Origin of the sequence: Corynebacterium sp. CMW7794 (assembly GCF_001563605.1) — a bacterium.
Taxonomy (GTDB): domain Bacteria; phylum Actinomycetota; class Actinomycetes; order Mycobacteriales; family Mycobacteriaceae; genus Corynebacterium; species Corynebacterium phoceense.
This window is the reverse complement of sequence record NZ_KQ961737.1, coordinates 41,764-60,524: the sequence shown is the minus strand read 5'-3', so window position 1 is coordinate 60,524 and position 18,761 is coordinate 41,764. Positions and strand designations below refer to the sequence as shown.

The following is an 18,761-nucleotide window of genomic DNA, read 5'->3' as shown; positions in this document are numbered from 1 at the left end:
GGCAAGCCGCTCACGGATCAGATTGGCGGCACGCTGCTCGAGGCAGGCTCGCGCCAGTGCACGCAGCGTCTCGACTCTGCTCTTACCCGCGCCGGCATCGAGCACACCACGAACTATCTCGACCGTGGCGTCCATGACTGGTCCATGTTCTCGGGCCAACTCGCTCCCGCATGGGCGGCTATCCGCCCCGCTCTCTACTAATCACCCCGCCGCTCGCCAGCTTTGGGTTTATAGCGCCTCGGCACCGCCACCACGGCCCCAAACGCCATAAACCCAAAGCTAAGCCCGACCGAACCGCGCCAGCTTTGGTTTTATGGTGATTCACCACCCCAATGAGGCGTCAAGGCGCCATAAACCCAAAGCTGGACAGAAAAAGCCCGCCACGAGGGCGGGCTTGGAGGTGACGCGGTTTTAGTCGTCGTCGGTGGACAGCGCTGCGACGAAGGCTTCCTGCGGAACGGAGACCGAACCGAGGGACTTCATGCGCTTCTTACCGGCCTTCTGCTTCTCGAGCAGCTTGCGCTTACGCGAGATATCGCCGCCGTAGCACTTGGCCAGAACATCCTTGCGCATCGCGCGGATATTCTCGCGCGCGATGACCTTGGAGCCGATGGAGGCCTGGACCGGCACCTCGAACTGCTGGCGTGGGATGAGCTCCTTGAGCTTCTTCGTCATCTTGTTGCCGTACCACTGCGCAGAGTCGCGGTGGACGATGGCGGAGAAGGCGTCGACAGGGTCGCCGTTGAGGAGGATATCGACCTTGACGAGGTCCGCGAGCTGCTCGCCAGCGTCCTCGTAGTTGAGGGAGGCGTAGCCCTTGGTACGGGACTTGAGCTGGTCGAAGAAGTCGAAGATGATTTCACCCAGCGGCATGGTGTAGCGCAGCTCGACGCGGTCCTCAGACAGGTAGTCCATGCCGCCCATCTGGCCGCGCTTGGACTGGCACAGCTCCATGGTCGGGCCCACGAAGTCCGCTGGCACGATGATGGTGGTCTTCACTACCGGCTCGTAGACCTCGCGGAGCTTACCTTCCGGCCAGTCTGACGGGTTGTGGATGATCTGCTCGGCGCCATCCTCGCCAACCACGCGGTAGGTCACTGACGGCGCGGTGGAGATGAGGTCCAGGTCGAACTCGCGCTCCAGGCGGTCACGGGTGATTTCCATGTGAAGCAGACCCAGGAAGCCGCAACGGAAACCAAAGCCAAGGGCGACGGAGGTTTCGGGCTCATAGGTCAAGGAGGCATCGTTAAGCTGCAGCTTCTCCAGCGCGTCGCGCAGGTCCGGGAAATCGGCCTGGGAGATGGGGAACAAGCCGGAGTAGACCATCGGCTTAGGATCGGCGTAGCCCTCGAGAGGTTCCTCGGCGCCGCCGGAGGCCCAGGTGACGGTATCGCCGACCTTGGTCTCGCGGACGTCCTTTACGCCGGTGATGAGGTAGCCAACCTCGCCGGGGCCGAGGCCCTCGCACTTTTGCATGGTCGGCGAGACGATGCCCACCTCGAGCAGCTCGTGGTTGGCGCCCGTGGACATCATGGTGACCTTCTGGCGCGGCTTGAGCGTGCCGTCGACCATACGGATGTAGGTGACGACGCCGCGGTAGGTGTCGTAGATGGAGTCGAAGATCATGGCGCGTGCGGGGGCGTCCGGACCGAAATCGGAGGTCGGAGCGGGAACGAGCTCGGCGACCTTGTCAAGCAATGCGTCAACACCCTCGCCCGTCTTGCCCGAGACGCGCAGGACATCCTCTGGCTCGCAGCCAATGATGTTGGCGATCTCCAGGGAGTACTTCTCGGGGTCAGCCGCAGGGAGGTCAATCTTGTTGAGGACCGGGATGATTTCCAGGTCGTTTTCCATCGCCAGGTAGAGGTTCGCGAGGGTTTGAGCCTCGATGCCTTGGGCGGCATCGACAAGCAAAATGGCGCCCTCACACGCCTCGAGGGCGCGGGAGACCTCGTAGGTAAAGTCCACGTGGCCGGGGGTATCGATCATTTGCATGACGATCTCTTGCCCCTCGAAGGGACCCGAACGGGGGATCCAGGGAAGGCGCACGTTCTGCGCCTTGATGGTGATGCCGCGCTCGCGCTCAATATCCATGTTGTCCAGGTACTGGTCGCGCATGTCGCGCTCCTCGACGACCTTGGACAGCTGCAGGATGCGGTCAGCCAGCGTCGACTTGCCGTGGTCGATGTGGGCGATAATGCAGAAGTTTCGGATTCGGGCTGGATCCGTAAACGTAGTGGCCGCAAAGTTTTTAGACATGGGTTTAGAATAGTCGACATGACGAGCGCGAACCCAACCGGATGGACGCGAATTAAAAGGGCACTATCCATTCGCGAGGCCCACCCCTTGGACACCGGTCTGCGCCGCATTAATGACCGCATTGGCCTGCACGGACGCCGCGCGACCATCCGCAAGGCCGCGAAGATTCGGATTGAGAAGACCGAATCCCGCGCGCGTTCCATCTTCTTTGCCCCCGATATGGACGGCCAGGCTGACTCCGGTGAGGTCGTGTGGGTGTGGACGCCGACGACTCCCCCGCAAGAACGCGCGGTCCTCGTCGTAGGCAGGACGCGCGCCACCATTCTGGGGCTTCTCATCTCCCCCAACCCGGACCACTCCACGGACGACTGTTGGCTGCCCATCGGCTCGGGCGAGTGGGACGAGCAAGGCCGTCAATGCTGGATTCGCCTCGACCGGGTCCTGGAGATCGCGGAGGAGCAAGTCCGCCGCCAAGGCACGCTCTTCCCGGAGCGCCGCTTCGAGCGGATTGCCAACCGGCTCAGGTCCCGTTACCACTGGGGATAGGTTCTCTGCTAAGCTACTCAGGTTGCTTCCACGCACCGTGGCGCGCGAGTCGGGACGAGCAGGACCTTGGGTTCGCCCTTCGAACACTCGCGCCGAGAGAAATCGGGACATGTCCGTGCGGGGTAAGTCGCTAACAGTAATCATTTCGATTCCCAAGAGGTAATTTCAATGGCAAACATCAAGTCCAAGAAGAAGCGCATCATCACCAACGAGAAGGCTCGCCAGCGCAACAAGGCAGTCCGCTCCGCCGTCCGCACCGAGATCCGCAAGTTCCGCGCTCTCGTCGAGGCTGGCGACAAGGCTGGTGCCGAGAAGCAGCTCCGCGTTGCTTCCCGCGCTCTGGACAAGTCCGTCTCCAAGGGCGTGTTCCACCGCAATAACGCCGCTAACAAGAAGTCGGGTATGGCCAACGCCTTCAACAAGATGGCGTAACTAAAAGCAAAGGCGGGCAACCGCCTTTCTTTTTTGCCCAAAGACTCGAACTCCTGTTCTGTTTTAACCCCTGATGTCCAGCCCAGTAGGATAATCTCTGTTATGACGAGTTCACCTAAGCCCCTCCTCAAGTGGGTCGGCGGCAAACGCCAGCTCCTTCCCCAGATACGTGCCGTCGTGCCGGACTATGATCGCTACTTCGAACCCTTCCTAGGCGGAGGTGCTGTGCTTTTCGATTTAGCACCGGACGTTGCGGTCGTCGGCGATCTCAATTCCGAGCTCATCAACGTCTATACCGTGACTCGAGACCGTGTCGATGAACTTATCGCGCTCCTTTCTACTTATCCGAACGACGCGGATTTTTTCTACGAGTTACGTAGCCTTGACCGTTCCCCCGATTACACAGAGCTTTCCGATGCCGCCCGCGCCGCGCGCACCATTTACCTCAACAAGACCTGCTACAACGGGCTATATCGCGTTAACAATGCCGGGCAGTTTAACGCTCCTTTCGGGCGATACAAGAACCCAGCCATTTGCGATGAGCAAACATTGAGGGCAGTCTCGAACTATTTGCGTGAAAATGACATCCAGCTGATCAATGGCGACTATGGCACCGTCCTTGAAAAAGCTCAGTCTGGCGACTTTGTCTACCTCGACCCGCCGTACGATCCGGTGACCACAACAAGCAACTTTACTGGTTACCAATCGGGCGGTTTTAGTCACGCCGATCAGACTAGGCTTAAGGAGGCCTGCGATAAGCTCAGCAACAATGGCGTAAATTTCCTACTTTCAAATTCTGCGACGGCTTTTATCCGGGAGCTCTATAAGGACTACGTCGTAGACACAGTCGAAGCTACCCGGGCAATCAATTCCGTGGCAGCAAAGCGCGGAAAAGTCGACGAAGTACTGGTTCGAAATTATGGGCGTTAACGATCTCGGTTGGGAAAAGGTTCTTCAACAAAAAGCTCCCCCTTTCTACATTGATGCAACCGAGCTGAAGCGCCTCTCTGGACGCGAGCCGCGCCTCATGGCCAAGCATGACTTCTCAGCTGCTCGCCCGACAATATTCCAGGAACTGGGCCTCAACATCATCCCGGTCTCAAGGTCACGCTATTTCGTCGGACATTTCAACATCTTTGAGCCATTCCCCGACATCACAGATCCGCCACGAACCGTTTTCTTGCCATACGGCATCCGCTCCCTAAATTTCGAGTCATTGTCTTCCGAGGCGCTCGCTCTCAATGCAGCGGTTCTCTCGGGGATCTTCGAGGATTTCCTCGGTCCAGGTCTAGAAGCGACGGTTTCTGGCCGCATGTCTACAGGCACTTTCGAGTTCGACCTTGGAAGACCAATTACTGTCGACCGGGCTCAGATGGAAATTGATGCAGGTTTCGAATCAAACGAACAACTCGTTCTCGTCGAAGCGAAAAACCACATAACGCCAGATTTCAACATTCGTCAGCTATATTTTCCATATCGACGGTTCGCCGCGTTAGGCAAGCCGGTTATTCCGGTCTATATGGTGTCAACCAACGGAGTTTTTCGGCTTTATCAATACAAGTTCGCCGACGCACTCGACCCCGGCAGTATCGAACTCGTCGCAGCCGCTTGCTACGTGCTACAACCCTCTCAGGTCGATGCAGCCACACTTCTAAACGTCGTACGCTCCACCCCTACTGTCGAAAGCAAACCATTCCCTCAAGCCGACTCTTTTGAGCGTGTCATTAACTTACTTGAGCTCCTTGCCGACCCGATGGAGATCGACGAGATTCGAGACCACTACGCCTTCGTTCGTCGCCAAGCTAATTACTACACTGCAGCACTCGCATACCTCGGGCTCGCACAGTGCGACAAACGTGGAACACCCTGGCATTTGACTCCACTAGGCGAGCAGATAATTGCCAAACCAAGTAGAGATGAACGTCATGTGGAACTAGTTCGTGCACTTGCTACCCGACCGGTATTTAATTACTGCCTCAAACAAGCGCTAACGGGAAGAATGCCCACAGCGGACGAGATCGCAGACCTTATCCCAGTCGCGTCGTATGACACTCAATCTCGCCGTGCACGAACGGTACTAAGCTGGACGCGATGGGCAATTTCCTTGATCTGACGTTATTCCGCACCATCAATTCCGTCGCCTCGAAACGCGGCAAGGTGGACGAGGTCCTCGTACGTAACTTTTGAACCACTTTTCTTCTACAGTGTGAGGTACCACACTCACCTGACACGAAGGAGAAAGACCCATGTACACCATTGGGGACTATCTGCTTGACCGTCTGGCCAGCGTCGGAGTAACCGAGCTCTTTGGCGTCCCAGGCGATTTCAACCTCAAGTTTTTGGATCACGTCGTCGATCACGCCACGGTCCGCTGGGTTGGCAATTCCAACGAACTCAATGCCGGCTACGCGGCAGACGGCTACGCCCGTCTCCGTGGGATCGGCGCGTTCCTCACCACGTTTGGCGTGGGCGAGCTCTCCGCCACGAATGCGCTCGCCGGTTCCTTCGCCGAGCACGTGCCCGTCATCCACATCGTCGGTGCCCCGCGCAAGGAGCTCCAGGCCTCCCGCGCCAAGATCCATCACACGCTGGGCGACGGGGACATCGGCAAGTTCTACCGCATCGACCGCGAGATTTCCTGCATCGCGGAGGACCTCAACGCCATGACTGCCCGTGCGCAGATCGATAACCTCATCGTCCAAGTCCTCTTCCAGCGCAAGCCCGGCGTCATTCACCTCGCCGCAGACGTCGCGGAGACTCCCACCGAGCCGCCCACCGGTCCCCTGCCCCTTATCGAACAGCACGACTCAGAGGCCGCCGCCCGCGACTTCGAGCGCGACCTGCGCGCATTCCTGCCCGGCCGCACGCTTGCCGTGCTTGCCGATGTCCTCGTGCACCGCTTCGGCGCTCAAGACCGGCTCGCAGATTTCCTCGAGAAGACCAAAGTCCCCGTCGCCACGCTGAGCTGGGGCAAGACCGTCGTCAACGAGGAGGAGACCAACTTCGCAGGCATCTACGCCGGCGCGGCTTCCTATGAGTCTTGCCGCCACACCATCGAAGATGCCACCGCGCTCGTGACCCTTGGCGTGGACTTCACCGACAACATCACGGCGGGCTTCACCACCAAGATCGAGCAGTCCCACCAGATCGACGTCCGCCGCGACACGGCGTTCATCGGCAAGAATGCCTACACCCCGCTGAGCATGCACCGCGCCATCGATATCCTCGAGAAAGTCATCACGGACCTGAAACCCGAGTACATGCCCACCGGCGCGCCCGAGGCGGAGGCCGTCGCAGACTCTGCACAACTTACCCAGTCCCAGCTCTGGTGCGCACTGTCCGAGGCGCTCACCCCTGGCAACCTCGTCCTCGCCGAGCAGGGCACCTCCTTCTTCGGACTGGCCGCCCACCACTTCCCCAGCGACACGGTCTTTATCGGCCAGCCCATGTGGGGTTCCATCGGCTACACGCTGCCCGCCACCCTGGGGGCCGCACTCGCCGAGCCGCGCCGGCGGCCCGTCTTGCTCATCGGCGACGGCTCCGCGCAGCTCACCATCCAGGAAATCGGCCAGCTCATCCGCGAGCGCATCCCCGCCGTCATCCTGCTCGTCAATAACGATGGCTACTCCGTTGAGCGCGCCATCCATGGCGAGGACCAGTACTACAACGACATCCCCGCGTGGAATTGGTCGAAGGCCCTCGATTTCTTCGGCGCAGGCGACTTCGGCCTCACACTCAAGGCGGAAACGCTCGACGAGCTGGGTGCCGCCTTCGAGAAGACGAAGGCCCACCCCGGCCTCGTCTTCCTCGAGGTGCGCACGGGCAAGAAGGACTATCCCAAGCAGCTCGTGCGCGTCGCGGAGGCACTGGCCGCGAAATAGCTAAACCAGTGCAGTCACTCCACGCACGACCAGCACCGCGCCGGCCGCGAGGAAGAAGAGGCCGGCGCCCAAGTCGATAAAGGGTGTTGCCACGAGCATCTTGCGGCGCACCGCCCGCGTGGACACCACGAAGCTCAGCACCAAGAAGAGTGCGAGCGAGCTCCACGCCAGCCCCAGGATCAGGGCGACGGATGTGCCCACGCTCGGATGCGCCGGCAACAGCGGTGCAACCAGCGCGGCGAGGAACAACACGATCTTCGGATTCGACAGATTCGTGGTGAGCCCCTGCACGAACGTGTGGCGCACCGTGCCCAGCGCGGCGGCGGCCTCCGCCAGACCCACTGGCGGCGAGGTGCGGTTCTCCCAGCCCGAGCGGACCAAACCCTGGCCCATCCAGAGGAGCCAGCCGCCGCCCACGATCTGCACGGCGTCGAGAATCTCCGGGAACGCCGTGAGCAGCGCCGCCGCACCCAGCACCGTGAGCGAGACCCACATGAGTACGCCCACCTGGATGCCGAAGGCCGCGGCCACCGCATGGCGACGCGAGCGCGTCGCCGTGCGCAGAATGAGGATGATGTCCGGGCCCGGCGACAGCGCGCCGAGCAGGTTGGCGACGATAACGGTGAGGTACGCGCTCAGGCTCACTGGGCGAAACGCTCCACGAGGTCGTCTCGACCGAACATGCGCGCCGTATCCACTGCCGTGGGCTGGCCCGCCAACGGGTCCGCGCCGTGCTCAACGAGCAGGTCAATAATCGCTTCTTCCTTCTTAAAGATGACGCCCGCCAGCGGCGACTGCCCGCGATCGTTCAGCAGATTCGGGTTCGCACCCGCCTCGAGCAGCGCGCGGGTGAGCTCCAGCTGTCCGTTGTAGGACGCGAGCATGAGGAAGGACTGGCCGTCCTGATTGACCAAGTCGACGTTGACGCCCTGCTTCACGTACTCGATAAGCGTAGGGTCGCCGTGGCGCGCCATATCAAAAAGCTTGGAGGCGAATTCTTCCACTGATTCTTCTGTGTTGTTTTCCACGGAGAATCAGTCTAGCCCGCCAGCTCCGCAATCCTGCGGACGGCCGCCTCCACCTCGTAGGCGGGATCGCCGCCCTGGCCCACTGTCGTCGCGGCGAGTTCTTCCACGATGATGACGGCCTTTGAGATGTTATCCCCGCTCCAGCCGCGCGCGACACGCATGCTGTTCTTCACCACGAAGGGATTGAGCCCCGTCTGCTTCGCCAACGTGAACTGGTCGCCGCGCTGGTCATAGAGCCGCGCAAGCGCCGTCACTTTGGAAGACAGCGCAAATGCAATGAGAATCGGCTCCGCGCCCAGCTGCAGCGCGCGGCGGCACGTCGCCACCGCCGTGCCCACCTGGCCGGCGACCGCCGCGTCCGCAATGTCCCAGTTCGCGACCTCCGCGATGCCCGAATAGTAATCGCGCACCGCCTCCAGCGTCACGTTGCCGTCCGTATCCGCGACGAGCTGCGAAGCCGCCGAAGCCAGCTTGCGCAAGTCCGAGCCCACGCCGTCGAGCACCGCTTTGATGACGTCCGGGGTAGGACGCACACCCAGCGACTGGAATTCCCGCGTGAGCCACGGCGCCAGGTCGCTCGTGTAAAGCTCATAGGCCTCGTGGACCTCCGCGATCTTGGCGAGCTTCTTCGCGAACTCCGGGATCTTCTTCTTCGCCGACTTCTTGGCGAGGTGGTACATGACGATGATGGTCATGCCGGGCGCGAGCTGCGTGCATTCGTTGAGAATGATCTTCTGCAGCTCCGCGCCGATCTTCTCCACGTCCGTGATGATGATGGTCCGCTCGTCCGCGAACAGCGAGGGGCTCGTAGCCTCGAGCAATTCGCTCACGGTAATCTCGCTCGCCTTGAAGGTCTTCTTTTCTCCATGCTGGATGGACAGGCGGGCGCGCTCGGCAAGGAATTCATCGTCGCCGATGACGAGGTGAACGGGAGATGGCATACCGGCCATTCTAGCGGCGGTGAGGGTACTCGACGGGAATCCCGTCCTTCGTCACGGACGGATAGTCGTGCGCCGGCCCCTTCTCGAGCACGACGATCTTCTCCGCCGCAGGGTGCGCGGGGATATCTTCGTCCGTCGGCACCGTGAGCACGGTGCGCGAATCTACCGATGCCGCCACCAACACCACCGCGACAATCCCCACCGTCGCACGGGGCCGCCAGGCAAGCCCGGCCACGATCCAGCCATAGACGAGCACTACGGTCGCTGGCGCCGCGGCGACGGTGGTCAGCGGCAGCCCATCAAGGGTGACGGCCACCGTATGAATCCACCACGCGAACGGCTCCACCAGGTTGAGAACAGGCCCCGGCAGCGCGACGCTCGCTAGTCCCAGGACCGTAAGCGGCGGCGCCGCCGGCGCGACGAGCACGTTGGCCAGCACCGAGACGAGCGAGACGCGCCCCGTCATCGCCGCAACCAACGGCAGCGTCGCGATATCCGCCGCCATCGCGACGGCCAGCGCCCGCGTCACGACGTCCGGCAGCCGCAGTGGGGCGAGCATTCGGTAGAGCGCCGGGAACAGCGCGATGAGCCCAGCAGTCGCGGCCATGGACAGTGCGAATCCAAAGTTCGTCGCGAGGTCTGGCCGGTAGAGCAACAAGAAGATCCCGCCTAAACACAGCGCGTGCGCTGGCTGCATGCGCGCCGAGTTCGCCACGGCGGCCAAGCCGACGAGACCGGTCACACTCGCGCGAAGCACGGACGGCTCCGGGCCCACCAACTCTACGAAGAACGCCATCGCCGAAAGCGCGAGCCCCACCTGCAACTTAGGACCGGCGCCGAGCAGCCGCGCCGCGACAAAGACCGTCGTCGTCACAATCGAGATATTGGACCCGCTCACCGCACTCAGATGTGACAACCCGGTGTCCGCATAGAGCTCGCTGTGCGACTGCAGCTCGGTGTCCCCCAGGACCATCGCCGGAATGAGATTCTGCCCCGCCGCCCCCGTATGTGCCGCGACCTTCGCGCGGAAATGTTCTTTCACCGCCCCCGCGAACGCCCACCAGCCCTCGGGCGGCGCATGCGCCGTGATGACGCCGTGCTCAACGACGACGCGCGTGCCATCCGGAAATCGCTCGTCGGTAAAGAGGGCGTCCACCGCGCCGGGCCGTGCGACCTCGAGGACTTTCCCGGAGGAGACGACCGTGCCCACATACGACTCGGGTGCGGGCACGTCGCGCAGCACCGCCGCGAGGCCAGCCGTCGCCATGAGGACGACCTGGCCGCGGCTCCAGCGCCACGCAAGCGGCGCCGCGAGCAGAACCCACGGGCCCCAGAGGAGGACTGCCCACACCATCGCGAAGGCGGGGAGCAGCCGCAGCTCCCTCACAGCGACACCTGCTTCGAGATTTGCGCGAACTTCGCGGGGCCGATGCCGCTGACCTCTTCAAGCTGCGCAATATCGCTAAACCCCCCAATGGACTCCCGATAATCCACGATGGCCTGCGCCGTCACCTCGCCGACGCCTTGCAGCGTCATGAGCTGCTCCACCGTCGCGGAATTCACATGAATGGTGCCGTCATCTGACTGCGCGACCGGCTCGCCCGCCGGTCGCACGTGGATCTGCTGGCCGTCCTCGAGGCGCTGCGCGTGATTCAAATCCGTGAGGTTCGCGCCCTCCCGCGGCCGCGCATGCTCCAGCGCATCGGCCACGCGCGCGCCGGGCGTGAGCGTCACCAGCCCTGGATTGTCGACCTCGCCGACCACAGAGACCACGAAATCCCCCGCCGTTTCAGACGGATGCGGCGCCACGAGTGGTACCGGCTGGGGCTCCCGCTGGTTCCACAGCAGGACCCCCGCGATGAGCACGAGGCCCGCCACGACGGCGGGGATGAGAGGCACGCGAAGGCGCGGGCGCGGATACTCGACGTTGAGCAGCTCTTCTTCCCCCGTCGGCGCCAGCAAGTCAGCCAGCCTCCCCGCGCCCGAACGCTGCGACGCATTCTGGCCCATGCGGCCCAGAATAAACTACTTCTGCGGAGGCTTCCACCCGAACGTCGTCTTATGCGCAGGCTTCGGGTCCGGCCCCTGCTCACAGCTAAAGACCACGGACACGCCCAGCGCGCCGGGGCCCGTGTGGACCGCCATGACGTCGCCTAGCGGCATGACCATAAACGTCGAGTCCGCTGGCAGCATCTGCTCAAGCAGCCCGCGCAGCGTCTCCGCCGCGGCCTCCGCCTCGTTGTGCTGGATGGCCACGAAGCACGGCTCACCCTGCGCGCGTTCCTGGATGAGCTCCGTGAGCTTGGTAAAGGCCTTGGTCTGCGTGCGCGTCTTGCCCACGAGCTCCAGCTTGCCGTTCTGGATCGCGAGAATGGGCTTCGTGGCCAGCAGCGCCGTGGACAGCACCATCGTGGCCGTGGAGATGCGCCCAGACTTGCGCAGCTCCTCCGTGGAGTGGACGTAGACCCACGTGCGCCCGCGGTCGAGCGTGTTCTGGGCCGCGTCGTAGCAGTCGTCGAGGCTCGCGCCGTCTTGCGCTAGGCGCGCCGCGGCCATCGCCGCAGCTCCCAGCACCATGCCTGCGGTCCCCGAGTCGATGACGCGCACGGTATCTGGGAAGACGCCCGAAGCCGTCACGGCCGCGGACCACGTGGAGGACAGCTCGCGCGACAGGTGCAAAGCCACTACCCCATCGTCGTGGGCGCGCTCCATCTGGCGGCCAAACGCCGCGGCGAGCTCCAACGCCGAGAGCCCCGAGGTCGAGGTCTCCGTTTGTCCGTCCTTGGCTTCGGACTCCATGACGTGGAGGTCGAGCACCGTGATATCGAGTTCCTCGCAGATGTCTGCCGGCAGACCCGCGGAGGAGTCAGTGACTACGCGTACGGCCACTAGATATCCGCCCCGCCGTCGCCGGATACGCGCGCGCCCATGTTCCAGCCGTCGAAGTACCACGTCGCCTCAGCGACGTTGGTCTCCGTAAAGCAGGCTGGTGCCAGCGGCGTCTCCGGATTAAACCGCGGCCGCGCGGTGAGCTGCGACCAGTGCGTATTCTTCAGGCCTGAGAGCATGCCAAACTGCGCGACCTCAAGCCCCAGCAACTGGCAGGTGAGCGCCGAGATCGCGCCGCCGTGCGCCACGATGAGCACGGCATGGTCGTTCCACTCGGGGTAGGACTCCATGAGCTCGTCGATGACGGGACGTGCACGGCGCGCGACGTCGACACGGGACTCGCCGCCAGGCGGTGCCCACGTGGGATCGTGGCGCCATATGGCGCGCGCACCGGGAAACTCCTCATCGATGTCTACAGAACGCCGGCCTTGCCAGTCGCCTAAGTTGGTCTCGCGCAAGCGGGCATCGGAAAGCACCGGCACGCCCAAGGCCTCGCCGATGACGCGCGCGGTCTCTGCGGCCCGGCGCAAGTCCGAAGCCAGGATGCGGGTGATGCCTTTGTCTGCGAGCAGACGTGCCGCCGCCTCGGCCTGCGTGTAGCCCAGCTCGGACAGTTCGGTGTCCAAGTGGCCTTGCATGCGCCCAGTGGCGTTATAGGTGGTCTGACCGTGGCGGATCAGAATGAGGCGGCGGGACATGATGGCTTAGTACTCTTCCTCATCTTCCGGCGCGGGGCCGGCAAGCGGGATGTCCTCGATATCGGAGACTTCGCGGGTGTTAACCTCGTTGCTCCACTCGCCGGGACGCTCGGGCGTTTCAATGCCCTCGATGTCGATGAGCGGGCAGTCGTGGTAGAGACGGTCCAAGCCATAGTAGTCGCGCTCGCCCTCGCGCTGGACGTGGACCACGATGTGGCCGTAGTCGAGCAGCACCCAGCGGTTTTCGCGGTTACCCTCGCGGCGCTTGGGCTCAAAGCCTGCGGCGGTGAGTTCGTCTTCAACTTCCTCGACGATGGCGGCGACCTGGCGCTCCGTCTCCGCAGAGGCGATGACAAAGACCTCGGTGATGGCAAGAACGTCAGAGACGTCAATGGCGGCGATGTTCTCGCCGAGCTTTTCATCCGCGGCCTTCGCAGCGATCTCCGCCATGCGGCGGGCGGTGTCCGTAATAGACAATTGTGTTCCTCTAATGGTCGTGAATTGGTTATTTCTAGTTTCCCACGGCCCGGCCATTTTTCCTAGTTCAGCACTAGTTAAGGCCCAGCACGCGGTTCTGGTTGGGAAGGTAGAGATGGTTCTTGGCCATATACTGCACGACCCCGTCGGGCACGAGGTACCACACCGGCTGGCCGGCCTTCGCGCGCGTGCGGCAATCCGTGGAGGAAATCGCCATGGCGGGGATATCAATGAGCGTAATTGTGGCGTCCGCCGGCAGCATGTCTTTCGTGAGCTCATAGCCCGGACGGGTCACGCCCACGAAGTGCGCGAGCTCAAGCATGAGCTCCCAGTCATGCCACGAGGTAATGGAGGCCAAGGCGTCCGCGCCCGTGATGAAGTAGAGCTCGGCACCCGGGAAGAGCTTGCCGATGTCCCGAAGCGTATCGAGCGTGTAGGTCTCGCCCTCCCTATCGATGTCCACGCGGGAGACGCGGAAGCGCGGGTTGGACGCCGTCGCAATGGTCGTCATGATGTAGCGGTGCTCCGCGTCCGTGACGCCGGTCTTTTGCCACGGCTGGCCGGTGGGCACGAAGATGACCTGCTCGAGATCGAAACGGTGAGCGACCTCGCTGGCCGCGACGAGGTGGCCATTGTGGATGGGATCAAAAGTGCCACCCATGATGCCAATGCGCTGTGCAGTCATGGATGGCATTGTAACCGCTGGGGGTAGCCGCCTAACGCGCCTGGTCGATCCACCGGCCGACGGCGTCTGCCACCTGGTTATCCCACTGGGACCACCACTGGAAGTAGCGGCCGTGGTTGCCGCCGTTGCCGCGCGAGGCCATGAGCGTGCCCACTGAGGTATCACACACGCCGTCCTGCGGCAGGCAGTAGTTGATGCGGTTCGGCGTGCCGGCCGCGGTCACCGTGTTGAGCGGGGTCCAACCCAGCGGGCCGCCCTCAGTGGCGGTGTTGCCCACCGTGGTGGGGTCGCCCTTGCGCGTCATGGGGTTGCCCATGTAGACCGCGCCGGCGAGCTGACCGCGAGCGGCGAGCTCCTTCTCGTGCTCGGCGAGGACCATCGCGCCCTGGGAGAAGCCCGTGAGGATGTACTTCGGGCGGCAGCCGGAGGCGCGCTCGTAGCCGTTGATGGCGTTCATAACACCCTTGCGGCCAGTCTGCACGGAGTAGTTGAACTGGTTGGCCGCGGAAATCGCTGTGTTCAACACCGGGGAGGCGTACTGCGCAAGGATGGCGATGACGTCTCCAATGCCCTGCGGCAGTCCCACATCCGGCACCGTGTAGGCCGGGTACGTCGCCGGGTAGTCCTGCGGCGTAAGCCCCAGGACGTAGACCGAATTCATGACAGACGCGCCGCCGTGCGTGGCCTGGTAGCGCGACTCCACCGTGCGCAACATGGCGCGGATGGTCTCGCCCTCCCAGCCGTTGGAAGCGTACGGCGCGCCAGCAGAGTACCACGTGGGGTAAATCTGGCTGTTTTGTCCGGAGCCGCGGGCCGCAACCACAACGACGGCCGGGCATACGTCTGCCTTCGCTTCCGGTACGTTGAGGGTCGCCGGAGCGGCAATGAGGGCGAGAGCAGCGGCTGCCGATGCCGCCAGAGAGCCAAACTTGGCTGAAATGTGTTTAAACACGGCGTGAAAACCTTCCCAGTATTTTCTTATTCGCTAGGACACCCTACTGGTTTGGAACTCTATGTGCACGTTGGACTTCCTGTGAATTTTTCACCCATCCGGCCAGCCTGTCAGCAAAGTACGCATCTGTGACGCGTGGGGTTTCAAAGTAACTAGCGTGCACTTCCATTTTGGTCTGCAGCGCGTCCACCGCGTTCGGCACCGTCGGTCGGCAGATAACGTCCCCGCCCAGACAGTAGTTCACCGACTTCGGCGAATGCCACGGCACCGGATTGCCCATGTACATCGCCCCCCTTGACGCGGTCTCCCAGCTTCTGCTCCAGCGCCGTGCCGATGACGGCGCCCTGCGAGAAGCCGACCACGATATAGTCAGGATGGCACCCTGTCGCGGCCTCCCGGGCATGCAAGAAGCCCGGCGCGTTCCGCGCACCCCGCACCACCGAGTCAATCGCACCCACCGTCGTGCCATACGCAAGCTCCGGCAGCGGATGCTCCTCGAGCACGCTGCTCAGCCGCTCCGTGGTCTGGCTCGACGTAAGCCGCTCGCCGTCCTTGGCGAGCGGCGGCAGGTTCATCGCCGCCGGGTACGTGTGCTCGTCGAGCCCCAGCACCTCCGCGTCGTCGAAGAGTCCCGGGTGGCGCTCCTCCGCCAAGTGCAGCAGGCCCGCGATATTCGGCCCCTCGTAGCCGTTGGACATCCGCTCGCCATAGCGCGCGGGTCCCAGGAAATCCCCGTGCTCCGGGTCCTGGTCCGAGCCGCGCGCCGCGACAATGGTCACCGCAGGGCACACCTCGCTTGCCGATGCCCCCGGCACCGCTGCCGCTGCCGCGGCGGCGGAGAGCACGGATACTACCACCGCACAGCGCACGCGTTTCATCTACGGCCTCGTCTGTCCGGATCCCTGCAGGATCCACTTTGTCGAGGTGAGCTCCGGCAGCGCCATGGGCCCACGCGCGTGCAGCTTCTGCGTGGAAATACCAATCTCCGCGCCCATGCCGTAGACCTCGCCGTCCGTGAACGCCGTCGACGCGTTGAGCATAACCGCCGCCGCGTCGACCTCGTTGGCAAACTTCATGAGGACATCGGCGTCCTGCGCAGCGATGGCCTCCGTGTGGCCCGTCGAGAACCGCGCGATATGGGCAATCGCGCCGTCGACGCCCTCGACGACCGCGGCGCAGATATCCAGCGACAGCGACTCGTTCGCCCACTCTTCCTCGGTCGCCTCGAGCGCATTCTTCACTCCGAAGCCCTCAAGCTCCGCCACGCGCCCGTGAATGGTCACGCCCGCATCTTGCAGCGCCGCGATGACGCGCAGCTTCTCCGCGTCCGGCAGCGCCGCGTCGAGGAGCACCGTCTCCGTGGAATTACACACGGACGGCCGGCGCGTCTTGCCATTGATGACCATCGCAATCGCCTTGTCCACATCCGCGCTCTTATCGACGTAGAAGTGGCAATTACCCGTGCCCGTCTCGATGGCCGGGACCGTCGCGTTCTCCACCACCGCGTTGATCAGCCGCGCCGAGCCGCGCGGGATGACCACATCGACAAGCCCACGCGCCGTGATGAGGTCGTGGACCGAGTCATGCGATTCGCACGGCAGCAGCTGCACTGCCTCGCGTGGAAGGTCGAAGTGCTCAAGGGTGTCCTGGAGGATCTCCACGAGCTGCTCGTTGGAGTTGCGTGCGGACTTAGATCCGCGCAGCAGCGGCACGTTGCCAGACTTGAGCGCAAGGCCAAAGGCATCCACCGTGACGTTCGGGCGGGCCTCGTAGACCATGCCCATGACGCCGAGCGGCACGCGCACCTGCTTCATCTGGATGCCGTTGTCCATGGTGTGGCCCCGCAGTACCTCCCCTACTGGGTCCTGCAGGGCGGCGACCTGGCGCAGGCCGCCGGCGATACCTTCGACGCGCGTGGCGTCAAGCGAGAGCCTGTCGATTAAAGAATCATTCATCCCGGCCGCGCGGCCAGCGGCGACGTCGCGCTCATTGGCCTCGAGGATCTCAGGGGTGCGGGCCACCAGGTTTTCAGCGGCGCGCAGAAGAATCTCATTCTTGCGCGGGGTAGAAAGCTGCGCGAACCGCGGCGCAACTTTCTTCGCCTGACGTGCCAGGTTTAGTACTTGGTCTCGTTCTTCATCGCGAGTGAGTTGGCTCATGAGGCTCAAGCTTACTGAAGTTAGCCTCGACAGGACAGACCATGGGCACGCCTTCGTCATCGATGACTCGAGCGCGGATGCCATAGACCTCACCCAACAGCTCGGTGTTCAGCACCTCTGCGGGCGTTCCATGGGCATGCACGCGGCCGCCGTGGAGAACCACGAGCTCATCGCAATAGCGCGCGGCCAGGTTGAGATCATGGATAGCTACCAACGCCACCGCCCCGCGGGAGACCTCCTTGCGCAAGGTATCCAGCAGATGCACCTGGTGGCGCAGGTCGAGCGCGGAGGTCGGCTCATCCAACAGCATCAGATCCGGCTCGCGGGCCAGCATCTGCGCCACGGCAACGAGCTGGCGCTGGCCGCCCGAGAGCTGGTGGACGTAGCGGTGCGCGAGATGCACGATGCCGAGCTTTTCGAGCGCCTCAACCGCCGATTCCAAGGCGTTGGCCGAGCCGCGCTTAGCGGAGATGACCACCGATTCAAAGGCGGTCAGGGAGGCGCTGGTCAAAAGGTCCTGCGGCACGTAGCCCACGGTGGCATCACCGGTATCGCACGTACCCGAAGTTAGTTTTTGGATGCCAGCGATGGTTTTGACCAAGGTGGACTTGCCCGCGGCATTCGGACCGATAAGGCCGACGATGGTGCCGGGGCCTGGTTCTGGGAGGTCAACGCCCTTTAGAACCTCCCGTTTACCAAAGTTCACGCATGCTTGTTCTACTTTCAGCACTTGATCCTCCTCTTGGTGAAGATGAGCAGCACGAAGAAAGGAACGCCAACAAGAGCGGTGATGATGCCGATGGGCACGGCAACGCCGGGGATGATGGTGATGGATACCGCGTGGGCACCCGCCAGCAGCATCGCGCCCGCTGCCATGGAGGCCGGAGCGAAGAAACGCTGATCCTCGCCCACCAGAAGGCGCGCCACATGTGGGCCAACCAAGCCGATGAAGCCAATGATTCCGGCGAAAGCAACGGCACTTGCGGCCAGCAAGGATGCCACCACGAGGGTGGAAACGCGCAGCCGCTGCACGTTGATGCCCAGCGCTGCCGCGCGCTCATCGCCCAGGCGCAGCGCCGTGAGCTTCCACGCGTTGAAGACGGTGAAGGGCACAGCGATGAGCAAGGTGGCGGCGATGATCAGGTTGGACACCCAGTTCGCGCGCTGCAGTGAGCCCATGGTCCAAAAGACGATCTGCTGCAGGGCCTCAGTCGAGGCGCTGTATTGCATCAGCGAAAGCAGCGCCTGGAAGAGGAATACCAGGGCGATGCCAAGCAGAATCATTGACTCCGCACTAGCGCCGCGCCACACCGCCGCACCTGCGACGATGGCCACAGCCACGAGAGCCGACAGCCAAGCGACGGCCGCGAGATTGAACTGCGGATTTCCCAGCACGGTCCAGCCCAACACGATGGAGGCCGCGCCACCGAAAGCCGCGGCGGCGGAAATACCCAAGGTGAAAGGCTCGGCCAAAGGGTTATCCAGAATGGTCTGCATGTGCGCGCCGGATAGCGCCAATGCGGCGCCGATGAGCACGGCCATAACCGACGCCGGTAGACGCAGGTTCCACAGGACCGTGCGGGTGGTTTCATCCACCTGGCCCGGTAAGAAAATGCCACGCAACATCTCCATCGGGGAAAGGTGAATCGGGCCGACCACCGTGGCGACAACGAAGGCCACGAAGGCCGCCAGCACCAGTCCACCGATGGTGAGTACCTTGCGTAAGTTATTGCTTCGGTACTCGGCGATTACCTGGTTGGTTTCGGTTTTCTGGTCAGTCTGCGAACGATCAGAAGAGGTCAAAAGTGCCATTT

20 protein-coding genes and 1 pseudogene are annotated in these 18,761 nt (G+C 63.0%); 6 read left to right on the top strand and 15 right to left on the bottom strand.

Going from position 1 to position 18,761, the window contains the following annotated elements; translation table 11 throughout:
* Positions 1–201 (top strand): annotated as a pseudogene (locus tag HMPREF3227_RS13535) (esterase family protein); the annotation flags it as partial.
* A 210-nt stretch (positions 202–411) separates the two neighbouring features.
* Here HMPREF3227_RS13535 and lepA read toward each other — a convergent pair.
* Entirely contained in the window at positions 412–2,259 is a 1,848-nt protein-coding gene (gene lepA, locus HMPREF3227_RS06555) for a translation elongation factor 4 (protein WP_066511422.1), read from the bottom strand.
* A gap of 18 nt (positions 2,260–2,277) precedes the next feature.
* Between lepA and HMPREF3227_RS06550 the strand changes: the two genes are divergently transcribed.
* The 5 genes from HMPREF3227_RS06550 (at position 2,278) to HMPREF3227_RS06530 (ending at position 7,118) form a co-directional block, all read left to right on the top strand.
* On the top strand, positions 2,278–2,805 hold the full coding sequence (locus HMPREF3227_RS06550) for a type II toxin-antitoxin system PemK/MazF family toxin (RefSeq protein WP_066492468.1): 528 nt from the start codon (positions 2,278–2,280) through the stop codon (positions 2,803–2,805).
* Between the two features lie 168 nt (positions 2,806–2,973).
* Positions 2,974–3,237 carry a 30S ribosomal protein S20 gene (gene rpsT, locus HMPREF3227_RS06545; protein ID WP_066511407.1) on the top strand — a complete coding sequence of 88 codons (264 nt, stop codon included), beginning with the start codon at positions 2,974–2,976 and terminating at the stop codon, positions 3,235–3,237.
* A gap of 102 nt (positions 3,238–3,339) precedes the next feature.
* Positions 3,340–4,167 (top strand): DNA adenine methylase, encoded by an 828-nt coding sequence (locus tag HMPREF3227_RS06540; protein WP_066511400.1) that lies wholly within the window; start codon positions 3,340–3,342, stop codon positions 4,165–4,167.
* Positions 4,157–5,350 (top strand): type II restriction enzyme, encoded by a 1,194-nt coding sequence (locus HMPREF3227_RS06535; RefSeq protein WP_066511397.1) that lies wholly within the window; start codon positions 4,157–4,159, stop codon positions 5,348–5,350. The genes HMPREF3227_RS06540 and HMPREF3227_RS06535 overlap by 11 nt, the downstream gene beginning before the upstream one ends.
* A gap of 133 nt (positions 5,351–5,483) precedes the next feature.
* The gene (locus HMPREF3227_RS06530) at positions 5,484–7,118 is read left to right on the top strand and encodes an alpha-keto acid decarboxylase family protein (RefSeq protein ID WP_066511395.1); all 1,635 of its coding nucleotides are present in this window, start codon (positions 5,484–5,486) and stop codon (positions 7,116–7,118) included.
* Here HMPREF3227_RS06530 and HMPREF3227_RS06525 read toward each other — a convergent pair whose 3' ends face one another.
* The 14 genes from HMPREF3227_RS06525 to HMPREF3227_RS06460 form a co-directional block, all read right to left on the bottom strand.
* The gene (locus HMPREF3227_RS06525) at positions 7,119–7,763 is read right to left on the bottom strand and encodes a LysE family translocator (RefSeq protein ID WP_066492478.1); all 645 of its coding nucleotides are present in this window, start codon (positions 7,761–7,763) and stop codon (positions 7,119–7,121) included.
* Positions 7,760–8,092: an ankyrin repeat domain-containing protein gene (locus HMPREF3227_RS06520; protein ID WP_066492529.1), complete on the bottom strand. Its 333-nt coding sequence runs from the start codon at positions 8,090–8,092 to the stop codon at positions 7,760–7,762. Before HMPREF3227_RS06520 ends, HMPREF3227_RS06525 begins: the two co-directional genes overlap by 4 nt.
* Positions 8,093–8,157: 65 nt before the next feature.
* Positions 8,158–9,096: a DNA polymerase III subunit delta gene (holA, locus tag HMPREF3227_RS06515; protein ID WP_066492480.1), complete on the bottom strand. Its 939-nt coding sequence runs from the start codon at positions 9,094–9,096 to the stop codon at positions 8,158–8,160.
* A 1-nt stretch (position 9,097) separates the two neighbouring features.
* Entirely contained in the window at positions 9,098–10,474 is a 1,377-nt protein-coding gene (locus tag HMPREF3227_RS06510; RefSeq protein WP_066511391.1) for a ComEC/Rec2 family competence protein, read from the bottom strand.
* On the bottom strand, positions 10,471–11,097 hold the full coding sequence (locus HMPREF3227_RS06505; protein ID WP_066492487.1) for a ComEA family DNA-binding protein: 627 nt from the start codon (positions 11,095–11,097) through the stop codon (positions 10,471–10,473). The genes HMPREF3227_RS06510 and HMPREF3227_RS06505 overlap by 4 nt, the downstream gene beginning before the upstream one ends.
* A 15-nt stretch (positions 11,098–11,112) precedes the next feature.
* Positions 11,113–11,976, bottom strand: coding sequence for a DegV family protein (locus HMPREF3227_RS06500; protein WP_066492489.1), 864 nt, complete (start codon positions 11,974–11,976; stop codon positions 11,113–11,115).
* Positions 11,976–12,674: a histidine phosphatase family protein gene (locus HMPREF3227_RS06495; RefSeq protein WP_066492490.1), complete on the bottom strand. Its 699-nt coding sequence runs from the start codon at positions 12,672–12,674 to the stop codon at positions 11,976–11,978. Before HMPREF3227_RS06495 ends, HMPREF3227_RS06500 begins: the two co-directional genes overlap by 1 nt.
* Before the next feature lie 6 nt (positions 12,675–12,680).
* A complete protein-coding gene (gene rsfS / locus HMPREF3227_RS06490; protein ID WP_066492492.1) occupies positions 12,681–13,151 on the bottom strand; it encodes a ribosome silencing factor in 471 nt (156 codons plus the stop codon).
* 73 nt (positions 13,152–13,224) lie between these two features.
* A complete protein-coding gene (gene nadD, locus HMPREF3227_RS06485) occupies positions 13,225–13,836 on the bottom strand; it encodes a nicotinate-nucleotide adenylyltransferase (RefSeq protein WP_066492495.1) in 612 nt (203 codons plus the stop codon).
* 31 nt (positions 13,837–13,867) lie between these two features.
* Complete coding sequence (locus tag HMPREF3227_RS06480) at positions 13,868–14,788, bottom strand: cutinase family protein (RefSeq protein ID WP_066492499.1); 921 nt, start codon at positions 14,786–14,788, stop codon at positions 13,868–13,870.
* Positions 14,789–14,940: 152 nt separating this feature from the next.
* Complete coding sequence (locus HMPREF3227_RS06475) at positions 14,941–15,666, bottom strand: hypothetical protein (protein ID WP_066511388.1); 726 nt, start codon at positions 15,664–15,666, stop codon at positions 14,941–14,943.
* A complete protein-coding gene (locus tag HMPREF3227_RS06470; protein WP_066492502.1) occupies positions 15,667–16,947 on the bottom strand; it encodes a glutamate-5-semialdehyde dehydrogenase in 1,281 nt (426 codons plus the stop codon).
* Complete coding sequence (locus HMPREF3227_RS06465; RefSeq protein ID WP_046646211.1) at positions 16,925–17,677, bottom strand: ABC transporter ATP-binding protein; 753 nt, start codon at positions 17,675–17,677, stop codon at positions 16,925–16,927. Before HMPREF3227_RS06465 ends, HMPREF3227_RS06470 begins: the two co-directional genes overlap by 23 nt.
* The gene (locus tag HMPREF3227_RS06460; protein WP_005528313.1) at positions 17,671–18,759 is read right to left on the bottom strand and encodes a FecCD family ABC transporter permease; all 1,089 of its coding nucleotides are present in this window, start codon (positions 18,757–18,759) and stop codon (positions 17,671–17,673) included. The genes HMPREF3227_RS06465 and HMPREF3227_RS06460 overlap by 7 nt, the downstream gene beginning before the upstream one ends.
* Positions 18,760–18,761: the final 2 nt, after the last annotated feature.